A 12,884-nucleotide genomic window follows, 5' to 3' on the forward strand; every position below is an offset into this window, starting at 1 on the left:
ACTTCCTCACACTATATTTTTTTCGAACATGAACACGGAAATCGCCACGTCTTCATCGACCTTGATATCCGTGAACAGATGCACGAGCCGGGAGCCGCAAAGCTCTTCGAGCCCTTCGGGCACCTGGTCTTTGTACAAATCCTTGATCATGTGCGTTCTGGCGCTGTGCACCATCTTTTTGCCTTCCGGCGTCTGCGCGATAAACTTCTCGGTAGGGGTAAAATTCCCGTACATCCGGGTGATCGCCATGTTTTCGACGAAGGTCGTATGAATGCGTTCAGGCCCTTTGCCAAACGTGTCTTTCCGGACTTTCCGGATGATGTCGTTAAACGCAACTTCCTTTTTCATCCCTCAATCACCTCATCACAAGTTTAACACTATACTAAATCTTAGGGACATTGTACAGAATATTTCAACCTTGTTTTTTCGGGCGGAAGTAGTATAATCATGGCGAGACGTGAGTTTTTTCATTGCATGTTAATTTCATAACGGAATGATCAGTTTAGTAGGCCATTGCTAATCGGTTACTCCACTACAACCTGCCGCACCAGAACTAGCGGACCGGGTTTAGTGGAGTTTTTTGTTTGCGGAACTTTTGAGACAAAATTCTGCATGTTTTTGTATGCATATACAAGCGCCCGAAGTCTTCCGTTAACTCCAGGAAAAAATGTTGGGAAGAGAGGTTATTTTCGTGAGCAAACAAACGGTAAGCATTGCTTTGAACGGACAACAGGTCGAAGTCAAAGAAGGAATGACGGTGCTCGAAGCCATTAACCTGGCCGGCCTGTCGCATCCCCAAATCTGTTACGTTCCCGAGGTCGATCCGATCCAGACCTGCGATACGTGCATCGTCGAGATCAACGGCCGGCTGAAACGCGCCTGCTCGACCAAAGCCGAGGACGGCATGGACGTCCGGCTATCCTCGGAACGAGCAAAAGAAGCGCAAACCGAAGCGATGGACCGCATCCTCGAAAACCATTTGCTGTACTGCACGGTGTGCGACAACAACAACGGCAACTGCAAGCTGCACAACACGGCGGAAATGATGGAAATCGAGCATCAAAAATACCCTTACCGGCCGAAGGTCGACCCTTCCGAGGTCGATATGTCCCATCCGTTTTACCGGTATGACCCGAACCAGTGCATCGCCTGCGGACAATGCGTCGAGGTCTGCCAAAGCCTTCAGGTCAACGAGACGCTGTCGATCGATTGGGAAGCGGACATTCCGCGCGTCAAATGGGACGATGGCGTATCCATCAACGATTCCTCCTGCGTCAGCTGCGGACAATGCGTCACGATTTGCCCGTGCAACGCCTTGATGGAAAAATCGATGCTGGGCGAAGCCGGGTTCATGACCGCGATCGACAAGCCGATCCTCGATCCGATGATCGACCTGGTCAAAGAGGTGGAACCGGGATACAGCGGCATTTTCGCCATCTCCGAAATCGAGGCCGCGATGCGCGACACGAGAACGCGCAAAACGAAAACGGTATGCACGTTCTGCGGCGTCGGCTGCTCGTTCGAAGTGTGGACCAAAGGCCGCAAAATCCTGAAAATCCAGCCGTCCCACGACGCGCCGGTCAACGCGATTTCGACCTGCGTCAAAGGCAAATTCGGCTGGGATTTCGTCAACAGCGAAGAGCGCATCACGACGCCGCTCATCCGCCAAGGGGACGCTTTCGTGGAAGCGACCTGGGACGAAGCGTTGTCGCTCGTTGCGGAACGGCTCGGCGGGATCAAAAAAGAATACGGTTCCAATGCGCTCGGCTTCATCTCGTCCTCCAAAATCACGAACGAAGAAAATTACGTCATTCAAAAGCTGGCGCGCCAGGTGTTCGAAACGAACAATATCGACAACTGCTCCCGCTATTGCCAGTCGCCCGCCTCGGACGGCCTGATGTCCACCGTCGGCATCGGCGGCGATGCCGGATCGATCAAAGATATCGCTTCGGCCGGGCTGGTCATCCTGATCGGCTGCGCGCCGGCGGAAGGCCATCCCGTGCTGGCGACGCGGATCAAACGCGCCCACAAGCTGCATGGCCAGAAGCTGATCGTAGCCGATCTGCGCAAGCATGAAATGGCGGAACGCTCCGATTTGTTCATCCGTCCGAAACAAGGCACGGATTTCGTCTGGCTGAGCGCCGTCACGAAATACATGATCGACCAAGGCTGGCATGATGAAGCTTTCGTGCAGCAGCATGTGCATCAGTTCGGCGAATACAAGCAGCTGCTTGAGAAATTCACGCTGGAATTCGCGGAACAAGAAACCGGCATCTCCAAAGAGACGCTCATTTCGATCGCGACCATGATCCATCAAGCCGACGGAACCGCGATCTGCTGGGGCATGGGCGTTACCCAAAACGTTGCCGGTTCGCATACGTCCGCCGCGATTTCCAACCTGCTGCTGGCGACGGGCAACTACATGCGTCCGGGTGCCGGCGCGTATCCGCTCCGCGGACACAACAACGTGCAGGGCGCCTGCGACATGGGCACGCTTCCGCCATGGCTGCCGGGCTACCAGCATGTATCGAACGACGAAGCCCGCGGACGTTTCGAGCAGGCGTACGGCGTCAAAATTTCGCCGAAACCGGGCATGGACAACATTCAAATGCTTGACGCGGTGGAGCGCGGCGAGCTGAAAGGGATGTACCTGGTCGGGGAGGACATGGCTTGGGTGGATTCGAACGCCAACCATGTGCAGGATCTCCTCAGCAAACTCGACTTTTTTGTCGTGCAGGACGTGTTCCTGTCCCAAACCGCGCAGTTTGCCGATGTCATTTTGCCTGCCACCCCTTCCCTGGAGAAGGACGGCACCTTCACGAATACCGAACGCCGCGTCCAGCGTCTGTATCAGGCGCTCGAGCCGCTCGGCGACTCCAAGCCGGACTGGTGGATCACGACGCAAATCGCCAAACGCCTCGGCTTTGATTGGGGATACACCCACCCGAGCGAAATTTTCGCGGAAATGGCCAGCCTGACGCCGTTTTTCGCCAAAGCCAGCTACGAAGTGCTGGAAGGCTGGGGCAGCTTCACCTGGGGTTCGCCGACCGGCGAAGACACGCCGCTGCTGTATACCGACGGATTCCATTTCCCGGACAAAAAAGCGCGCTTCTCGCTGGTCGATTACATCCCGCCGGTGGAATTCCCGGCCGAATACGATCTCGTGCTGAACAACGGCCGCCTGCTGGAGCAGTTCCATGAAGGCAACATGACCAACAAATCGCATGGCATCAACGCGAAGCTGCCGGAGGTGTTCGTGGAAATTTCGCCGGAGCTTGCCGCAGAACGCGGCGTCGAAAGCGGATCGCTCGTGCGTCTCGAATCGCCGTACGGATCGATCAAGCTGAAGGCCCTCGTGACGGACCGCGTGCACCGCAACGAAGTGTACGTTCCGATGCATTCCACCAGCCATGAGACGGCGGTCAACCTGCTGACGGGCGGTGCCGTCGACGTCCGCACGCATACGCCTGCCTACAAGCAGACGAGAGTCCGGATGCAAATCCTGAACGTCAAAGGAGCGAGCCCGCTGCCGCTCAGCAATCCGCGCAACAAAAAGCGGCATCCGCAAAACGGCGTCGAAGTGCACCGCAAATGGAGCCGTCCGGATTATGTTTCTCTTGTGGACTAAAGGAAGGGGGAACGAACATGGCCGAACCTATATCGTTTATCAAAAAGAAAGTTTTAACCGAAGAAGAAGTCAAACAGCAGTCTCTCGACCAGCTCAAGGACTCCCTGGCGGAGCATGAACAGGCGATCGACAAAGCGATCGACGTTCTCAGCGAGCTGTACGGCAGCGGCGTGCTGGAGGCGGCCGAGGCGCTTCTGAAAGCGAAAGCCAAGGTCGCCGAAATCGCTCTGCATCAATTGAAGCGTCCCGAAGTGACGAACATGATCAACAACGGGATGGCGGCGGCCGGAGCGTTGGCCCAGATCGACCCGGAACAGACCTCCAAGCTGCTCGGCAGCGTGGCCAAAGGGCTCGAGGAAGCAAGCAAGCCGCAGGACAAAAAGGTGACCGTATTTTCCATGATGAGCGCCTTGAAGGATCCCGACGTCAACCGCGCCATCGGCTTCGGCCTGCGCTTCCTGAAAGGGATGGGCAAGGAGCTTGGCGATTAGACAGAGCTGAAATCGATTTGCAAAATAAATAGAAAAAGAGCCTTCGACCGAATCGGAGGCTCTTTTTTGTTGCCGCGCATATAAAAACATACCCCGGAGCAGCGGACTCCAGGGCACAAGAAATATATTTATAAAAGGGGTATGGCTTCATTATAGAAGCCGATTCTTAAAATTAGATGAAAATAACCTTCAAGTTTCCTTAAAATTTTATGACGGAAGGCCTAACATCTCATCGGCACCGGCCGCCGCCCGCTGAACGAGTTCCGCCAGTTTGACGGATTTCCCTTCGTGAAGCCGCGATTCCTCCGCGGCAAACGCGATTCCTCCGCGGCAAACGCGATCAAATGGCTCTGCAGCGAAGCCGTCGCCGAAGTGAGCGCCGCGCCGGAGCCGTCCCCGTGCTCCCGCACCTGGCGAAGGAAATCCGCGACCATCCGCTCGTCTCCCCCGCCGTGGCCGTCCCCGGCAACGCCGCAATGGAACACGATCTTCTCCCCGCCGGCAAAGCGGCGAAGCGTATAGGTTCCTTCCTCCATGTCGCCGTAGATCTCGCCTTTCGTGCCCATGATCCGTACGCTGCGCACTTCCCTTTCGGTAAAGCCCGACAGCGTAAACGTCGCGTTGGCCCCGCCCGCGAACTCCATGTTGACGACCTGGTGGTCGACGACGTTGTTATCGCAGCGGTAAACGCAGCGCCCGAACGGCCCCTCCTTTAAAGCCTTCATGATCCCTTCGGGGGACAGGTCATGCGTAATGTACCGCGCCCATGGATGTTCCGGAGGCTGGTTATACAGCTTCAGCGCCGAGAACGGGCACTCCTTTTCCACCCGGCAGCCGTCCGTGCACCGGTCGGTCGAACCGGCGGGCGCATGCTCCTTGCGGAAATGCAGCAGCGATCCGAAGGAGCTGACGCTGATGCACGGCTGGTCGATCAGCCAGGAAATGATGTCCAGGTCATGGCAGGACTTGGCCAGAATCATCGGGCTCGTTTCGGCCGAATTCCGCCAGTTGCCGCGCACGTAGCTGTGCGTCATATGCCGGTAGCCGACGAATTCCGCATGCTGGATCGTCGCGACGGCGCCGATTTCCCCGGCTTCGATGCAGCGCTTGATGCCGGACCAAAACGGCGAATAGCGCAGCACGTGGCTGACCGTCAGCACCCGCTTGCGGGCGATGGCCGCCTGCTCGATCCGGATGCATTCTTCAGGCACGGGCGACATCGGCTTCTCCAGCAAAATATGATAACCCAGTTCAAGCGCCTTCATCGCCGGCTCAAAATGCAGGTGGTCCAGCGTGCTGATGATCATGACGTCCGCGATCCGCCCGTTTTCGAAAGCATGCTCCCATGACGCATAAACGTTTTCGGGCGCGATACCATGGATTTCCGCGATTCGCCGCCGGCGCTCCTCGTGTGGCTCCGCGACCGCTACGATTTTTAATTCCTCCGGATGTTTCTCGGCATAAGGCCCGTAAATATACCGTCCCCGGCTCCCTGCTCCAAGCAATACGGCTGTTAATGTCTTCACGCGGGTTCCTCCTCGTTATGGTGATGCAATGCCCTGATTGTACGCCACCATGCGCAAGGCCCGAAAGAGACATTTCCGTACATTCATATACTATTGTTGACTTCCCTTGCCTGGCGCTGCAGACGGTATTCCTGGGGCGTCGCCTGGTTCTGCTTTTTGAAAAAGCGGATGAACGCCAAAGCCGAATTGTAGCCGAGCTCCCCGGCGATTTCGCCCACCTTCATCGTGCTGTTCAGCAGCCATTCCTTGGCTTTCAGGTTGCGGTATTCGTTGATATAGTCGGACAAGCCGATTCCCGTCAGCTGCTTATACAACCGCGAAAGATAGGAAGGGTTGAGCCCGACATGCTCCGCGATCGCAATCAGCGAGATGTCGCGCGCCAAATGCTCCTCGATGTAACGGTGCACCCGTTTGACCAGATCGCTTGGCACTTCCTCGCCCTGATTCTCCTGCTTCGCAAAATAACAGTCGGCCAAATTCCAAAAATACTGCTTGACGTCCGGCCAGGCGATGCCTTCATCCTTCCGGTAGAGCAGCATCGTGTCCAGGGTTATTGACGCTTCCTGCTTGAACTCTTCATTCTGGTCCATCATCGACAGAAACATCGCCGCCATCGAGTGATACAACTCCATCTTGCGTCCATAGGCATGGGCATCGTCGGTCCAGACGGACGTCAGATGAAGATACAGCTTGTTGAACTCTTCCCTGTGCTTGTTTTCGAGGCAGCGCTGCAGCAGCTGCAGCCGGGCATGGTGGCAGTAATCGTTTTTGCCTTCCCCGCCTTCCTGCATCTTCAGCAAATCCACGTCGGAGACGATGACGGAAGGGGACAGGCCGAGCCCGTAGACGAAACAATATTTCAGCAAATGGAAGCGCTCCGAGATGGAAGGCAGCGCCGTCGGCTCGCTGCTGATCGCAAAAGATACCGACACGCGCAGCAGGCGCCGGCAGGTCTGCTGAATGGTGTCCAGCAACCCGCTGATATGGCCGTACCCCGCCTTCCAGGCATCCGGCTCCCCGGCGCCTTCCTCCTCCCAAGGCTGCAGCAGCCATATGATGCGGGAGTTTTCGTAAACGCAGGAATAACATGTCATGCCGGCTCCGGCGTATTCTTCCGCAATGTTTTGAATGCCGTAAAGCAGCAGCGCTTTGTCCATGGGCGTATACGATTCCTTCCACGTATCCACCCTTCCAAGCAGCAGCAGGACGGGCCGGTCCGCCCGAAGCAAAATGCCAAGCTCCTCGAAATGGCGCGCAAGCTCCTCGGGAGTCTCCTGCTTGCCTTGAAGCAGGTCCCAGATATACTCTTTTTGGAGCAGGGGGAGCGCCTCGCGCATCCGCCTGTTGGCCCGCTCCAGCATCCGAAGGTGTTTTCCCTCCTCCTCCAGCTTTTCGAGGGCCCGCTCCACGGATGCGATGATCTTGTCGTCGCTTTCCACCTTCAGGATATAATCGAACCCTCCGTAAGCCATCGCGCTCCGGATATAATGAAAGTCGTTGTATCCCGTCAGGAAAATCACCTTGCAGGCAGGCCAATCGGCCTGAATGATCTGCAGCATCTCGATGCCTTCCAGTCCGGGCATTTTAATGTCGGAAATGACGATGTCGACCGGCCCCTCCCGCATCAACCGGAGCGCTTCTTCGCCCGAATACGCTTTCAACACGTCGAGCTCCAAATGCTCCGTCGATTGGAACAATTCCAACAAACCGTCAACGATGATCGGCAAATCGTCTACGACCAAAAGCCTACGCATAACCGATTCCTCCTTATTCCATGCCAAGATGTATAAGCACCTTCAGTCCGCCCAGCGAAGATCGTGATACTTCAAGCCCGTATTCCTTTCCGTAATGAAGCTGAATTCGCCGATGCACGTTGATCAGCCCCGTCGTTTCATCCATGCGGTCCCCGGCATGGGCCAACCGGATCCGCAGTTGTTCCAGCTTCTCCTCGTCCAGGCTGTTTCCGTTATCCTCGACGCAGATCGTGAATCGGTCTTTCCCCTGCTCGCTGTAAACGCGGAGATCGCCTCTGCCCGCCATCCCGCCGATGCCATGTTTATAGGCGTTTTCGATAATCGGCTGGAGAATGAGGCGCGGAACCCGCAGCGGAAGCGCCGCTGCTTCGAAACGGACCTGGATGCGATCGCCGTAGCAAACGGTTTGCATGTCGACGTAAGTGCGCGAATGATGGATCTCGAGCTCAAGCGGAATAATATCTTCGTCATCCCGCGTAATAAATTGGAAATATTCACCGATATAAAGGCAAAACTGGTAAGCTCTCTCCTTTTTGTCGGACTTGATCAGCCTGCACAGCACAAAAAAACAGTTGTACAAAAAATGCGGATTGATCTGCGATTGCAGCCGCTTCAGCTCCGAGCGCTGATTCCGGATCTGCTGCTCGTAATTTTGCTCGATCAGCGTCTTCAGCGAATGGACCGTGTCGTTGAAGGCCTGGTACAAATAACCGAATTCGTCCCGCCTTCGATCGATGGTCAGCGGGATAAGCTCCAGCTTTTGCACCCGTTTGAAACCGTGGATCAGCCTCATTAACGGACGGTACATCAGCTTGATAAGCGAATAGGAGAAAAACGCCCCTACCCCGACCGCAAGGCCGCATGCCCATAAAAACCATCGTCTGTACGTCTGGATCGGTCCGAGTACCGCCGATTCGGGAATGCAGGTGACGGAATAGGACTTCCACACGTCGGAGTATTTGAAAACGGTAAGGTAACGCCCGTCGTTGAACCGGACCATCTCATAACCCTGCTTGGTTCCTTTCGACTGCTTCTGAAAAATAAAGTCTTTGAGCGCATCCTGCAGTTCGGGTTTTTCGTCGCTGCCGATCACCCAGCCCCGCTCCACGTTCAGGAGCATGCTTTCGCCGCCGGGCGAACCCGCGATTTGCTGCAGCGCTTCCTTGATTTTGGCCGTGGATAATTCGATGCCCACCATATATAAAGGATCCTGGAACGTGTTCGTAGGGTAGGACATCGTGAGGAACAAGCGGTCGTTCCAATAGACGAACGGCTCGACGTAAAACGGCCCGTCATGCTGCATCGCCGCGTATTCCGCTTCATTGATCCCCGTCTCGTATTTCACGCTGAGCAGCGTTCGCCCGATCATCGGCACGTAGGCCTTGGATTCCCGAATGAACGGGCTCGAGTTTTTCATCAGGTCGAGGCGTTTTTGGATCAGCGTGATGCTTTGGGCTCGCTCGTAATCCGTCATATCCGTCCCGATGGCCGCAAGCTCCATCAAATCGTTGTCCATGACGTAATTGGGCAAATACTGCATGATGCGCTCAACCTCTTTATCGAGCGAATCGAGGTAAAAGCCGGCCGTATTCAAGGTGGAGCGGGAAATTTCCGTCTGGATGCTGCTCGCCCCCCGCTCGTTGATAAACCAGGTAACCATCATGAGGGGGAGCAGAACGATCAGGAACACCGCCATCATTTTCATAAAAATCAAGGAATCTTTCATTCGGAATAACAGCTTCATCGGTCGTCCCCCGTTAGTTGAGATTGCCGGAACTATTATTCTTTGACGCTCCCCATCACAATTCCTTTAATGAAAAACCTTTGAAGCACCGGATAGATGACCAGGATCGGAAAAGCGGCGACGAAAATTTGCGCGGCCTTGCTCGTCCGGTCGGACAGCTTCTGCATCAGCTCGATGTCCTGGGACTTCAAGAAGCGGAGGTCCATCTTGATGATAATCGATTGCAAAAAAGTTTGCAGCGGATAATGATCGGGATGATTCATCAAAATCATGCCGTCGAACCAGCTGTTCCAATGCCAGACGATCGTAAACAGCCCGGTGGTGGCCAGTGCGGGAAGCGACAGCGGCGCATAGATTTTCCACAGCGTCGTGAAGTGGCCCGCGCCGTCGATTCGGGACGACTCCTCCAATTCCTTCGGCAGGTTGCGGTAGAAATTCAGCAGCAAAATGATATTAAACACCTGTACCGCGCCCGGCAGCACCAGCGCCCAGATCGAATCGATGAGGCCCACGGCTTTGATCGTCATGTACCACGGAATCAATCCGCCGTTGAACAGGATCGTAAACACGAAAATCCAGGCGTAAAAGGTGCGCATCCCGAATTGATGCGTTTCTTTGGAGAGCGGGTACGCCGTCAGAATGGTCAGGAACATGCTGATCGCCGTGCCCAGCACGACCCGCTGAATCGTAACCCAAAACGCCCGCAGGTATTCGGGTTTGCCGAATACGTTCTGGTAAGCCGCCGGCGTGAATTCCACGGGCCAGAGAAGCACCTTGCCGGCCGAAGCGGCCGAACCCGAGCTGAACGAAATGGACAAAATATGAAGGATCGGCATGAGGCACATCAGCGACAGCAGCGCGAGAAAAACGAGGTTGCAGCCCAGAAACAGCCGTCTGCCCAATGACTTTTTCATAAGTATGACTGTTCTCCTTTTCTAGAAAATGCGGTAATTGGCGAAGCGGTAAGCCATGACGTACGATACCGAGATCAGGATGAAGGACACGACCGATTTGAGCAGTCCGACGGCGGTCGCAAACCCGTACTGCGCCTGCTCGATCCCCATCCGGTACACGAAGGTGTCGATCACGTCCCCGCTTTCGTACACTTGCGGGCTGTACAGGTTGAAAATTTGATCGAAACCTGCGTTCAGCACGTTGCCGATATTCAGCGTCAGCATCAATATGATGATCGGCATCATGCCGGGCAGCGTAACGTTTATGGTCTGCTTCCAGCGGCCGGCTCCGTCGATTTCGGCTGCTTCGTAAAGCGACGGATTGATGTTCGTCAGCGCCGCCAGGTAAATGATCGTGCCGAAGCCGAACTCCTTCCACACATCGGTAATGACCATCACGTAAGGAAACCATTTGTTGTCCCCGAGGAAAAAAATCGGCTTGGCGCCGAACAGCCCCAAAATTTGATTGACAATGCCCGTCGACGGGGACAACACGTCGATGATGATCCCGCTCAGCAGGACCCAGGACAAAAAATGCGGCAAATAGACCATCGTTTGGAACGTACGCTTCATCCATTCCTGGCGCAGCTCGTTCAGCAAAATCGCGATCGTGATCGGCACGACAAGCCCCGCGATGATTTTCATCGTCGCGATATACAGGGTATTAAACACGATCCGGCCGATATCCGGGTAATCGAGCAAATACTTAAAATGCTTCAAACCCACCATCGGGGAGCCGAACAGGCCTTTGGTCGGGATGTATTTCTGAAATGCCATCAGGACGCCGGCCATCGGGATGTAACTGAATAGGACAAGGAAAATCAATGCGGGAACCACCATGAAATGCAGCGGCCATTCGCGCTTCCATCTGCGTGCGAGTTGATTCATACATGCGTCACCTGCTTCAAGTCGAATTAGAAAAAGGGGGGAATCGATTTCCGATTCCCCGCGAATGATCTTACCGTCGTCGTTGTCGAATTGATTGACTCCTTCAAGCTTCCAAGCCGATTACTTGTTTTTCGCGTACCACTCGTTGACTTCTTTCGTGATGTCATCGCCGCCAAGCTTTTTCCACTCTTCGACGAACTTGTCGAATTCGTCGATCGGCACTTGGTTCATAATGATTTTCAGGAAAATTTCGTCGCGCTTGCGGTTCAAAATTTCCCGTTTTTCCACCATCGTCGGCGTCGGCGCGCCGTAGAACTTGTTCTGATGGAAGAGGTTATGCTCCTTGAGGTACGGGATGTTTGATACCGCTCCTTTAGGTCCGGAAATCAGATATTCCCACCACATGCTGATATCTTCGCCGTTGACGTATTTCATCGCGCGCTCGAAGCGCGTTTTTTGGTCCTTCGTTTTCGGCAGGCCGGCATCCTTCGTTTCGATCGCTTTCGACAGCACGTCGCCGTTGTCGCTCGTCAGGTTGAACGCCATGACCGGATTCAGCAGCCAGTAGTTGTTCCCTTTTTCCTTCAGATCTTTACCAAATTCATACACCTTTTGCTCCGGAGTCGTTTGATGATTGTCTATAGCGATCCACTGATTCAGCAGCTTGATCAGCGCTTCCGGATGTTTGGCCTTTTTGGATACGACGTAATAGCTGTTCGTGCCAAGCTCGATCTGCGTGGAAGCTTCCGTGCCGTCAATGGAAGGCAAGCGGTATACGCTCCATTCCTGAACGACTTTCCCGTCTTTGACGGCGCCTTGGGCCAGATGGGCCGGCGTCCATTCCGCGCCGTACAGCACGCCGATTTTGTTGCTGAAGATCAGTTCGGACTCCTTTTGCATATCCTTGACGGCGAATTCCGGATCGATCAGGCCTTTTTTGAACATGTCCTGCAGGCCGCGCAGCGCCTCCTTCATCTGGGGCTGGATGTCGCTGTACATCAATCCGCCGTTCCCGTCGTCGATCCATTGGTTCAAATACGCATGGTAGCCGTTCAGGAAACCGACCAGTCCCAGCGCGCCCTCGTCGAATTTTTTGTTCAGGGCGATGCCGTAGGATTTTCCCGTACCGCCCGGATCTTTGGTCGCGAAAGCTTCCATGATGTTCATCAAATCCTGCATCGTCTTCGGTTCAGGCAGGTTCAGCTTTTTGAGCCAGTCCGAACGCACCCATACGAGCTGCGGAGCAAACGGGTTGCCCGTCTGCGGGATCGCCATCAGCTTGCCGTCGAAGGTGCCGGACTTCATCTGCAGGCCGCCGTCCTTTTGCATGAACTCCTTCGTTTCGTCGCTGGCGTATTGATCGTATACGCTCGTCAGATCCTGGATCATGTCCGCCTCGATCAGCTGCTGCACTTGAGCCGGGGTCGCCGGGAAGAAATCGGGAATGTCGTTGGTGGTGATGGCCATCTTCAGCTTTTCCTGGAACTGCGGCCCGTCCACGGTGCCGTCGACGACCCATTGGTTTTTGATGCGGACGCCGATGTCTTTTTCATACGCGTCGTACACGGCGTTTTTGTCGAAATTCTCCCCTTCGTCAAACTTCAGATACGGGTCTTGCGCGCGCACGGTCGAAATTTCGATGACTCCGCCTTCCTTGGAAGCCGCCGGCTGCCCGGCCGCTTTTGGCTCCGCCGATCCGGTATCCGCCGTTTTGCTGCTGCAGGCCGTGACGCCCAGGCTCAGGATCAGCGTCAGCGCCAGCCCGATTTTACGTATTTTTTGCACAAATGACCCTCCCATGTTTGGAAATTACCGATTTTGTTGAAATCCCTTGATGATGCCTTTCATGATTGTTTCTATCCTTATTATAGGTAGCGCCGCCGGGCAGGGGCTATATCCC

9 protein-coding genes are annotated in these 12,884 nt (G+C 55.0%); 2 read left to right on the forward strand and 7 right to left on the reverse strand.

Features of this window, described 5'->3' with window-relative positions:
* Nucleotides 1-6: 6 nt before the first annotated feature.
* Nucleotides 7-348 (reverse strand): DUF2294 domain-containing protein, encoded by a 342-nt coding sequence (locus tag NYE48_RS21555; protein ID WP_036710948.1) that lies wholly within the window; start codon nt 346-348, stop codon nt 7-9.
* A 364-nt stretch (nt 349-712) separates the two neighbouring features.
* On the opposite strand from NYE48_RS21555, the gene fdhF reads away from it, so the two are divergent.
* Nucleotides 713-3,628, forward strand: coding sequence for a formate dehydrogenase subunit alpha (gene fdhF / locus NYE48_RS21560; protein WP_445324076.1), 2,916 nt, complete (start codon nt 713-715; stop codon nt 3,626-3,628).
* Nucleotides 3,629-3,645: 17 nt separating this feature from the next.
* On the forward strand, nt 3,646-4,119 hold the full coding sequence (locus NYE48_RS21565; RefSeq protein WP_340999918.1) for a DUF1641 domain-containing protein: 474 nt from the start codon (nt 3,646-3,648) through the stop codon (nt 4,117-4,119).
* A 221-nt stretch (nt 4,120-4,340) separates the two neighbouring features.
* On the opposite strand, the gene NYE48_RS21570 is transcribed toward NYE48_RS21565, so the two are convergent.
* The 6 genes from NYE48_RS21570 to NYE48_RS21595 form a co-directional block, all read right to left on the reverse strand.
* Nucleotides 4,341-5,645, reverse strand: a complete 1,305-nt coding sequence (locus NYE48_RS21570) for a Gfo/Idh/MocA family protein (RefSeq protein WP_340999919.1) — start codon at nt 5,643-5,645, stop codon at nt 4,341-4,343.
* Nucleotides 5,646-5,728: 83 nt separating this feature from the next.
* Complete coding sequence (locus tag NYE48_RS21575) at nt 5,729-7,399, reverse strand: response regulator (RefSeq protein WP_340999920.1); 1,671 nt, start codon at nt 7,397-7,399, stop codon at nt 5,729-5,731.
* A 13-nt stretch (nt 7,400-7,412) separates the two neighbouring features.
* Complete coding sequence (locus NYE48_RS21580; protein WP_340999922.1) at nt 7,413-9,143, reverse strand: sensor histidine kinase; 1,731 nt, start codon at nt 9,141-9,143, stop codon at nt 7,413-7,415.
* A gap of 35 nt (nt 9,144-9,178) precedes the next feature.
* Nucleotides 9,179-10,057: a carbohydrate ABC transporter permease gene (locus tag NYE48_RS21585; protein ID WP_036715606.1), complete on the reverse strand. Its 879-nt coding sequence runs from the start codon at nt 10,055-10,057 to the stop codon at nt 9,179-9,181.
* A gap of 21 nt (nt 10,058-10,078) precedes the next feature.
* Nucleotides 10,079-10,984 (reverse strand): ABC transporter permease, encoded by a 906-nt coding sequence (locus NYE48_RS21590; protein WP_340999923.1) that lies wholly within the window; start codon nt 10,982-10,984, stop codon nt 10,079-10,081.
* 120 nt (nt 10,985-11,104) lie between these two features.
* Nucleotides 11,105-12,769 (reverse strand): extracellular solute-binding protein, encoded by a 1,665-nt coding sequence (locus tag NYE48_RS21595; protein ID WP_340999924.1) that lies wholly within the window; start codon nt 12,767-12,769, stop codon nt 11,105-11,107.
* Nucleotides 12,770-12,884: the final 115 nt, after the last annotated feature.

Source organism: Paenibacillus sp. FSL M7-1455 (assembly GCF_038004655.1).
Lineage (GTDB): Bacteria > Bacillota > Bacilli > Paenibacillales > Paenibacillaceae > Paenibacillus_AQ > Paenibacillus_AQ cookii.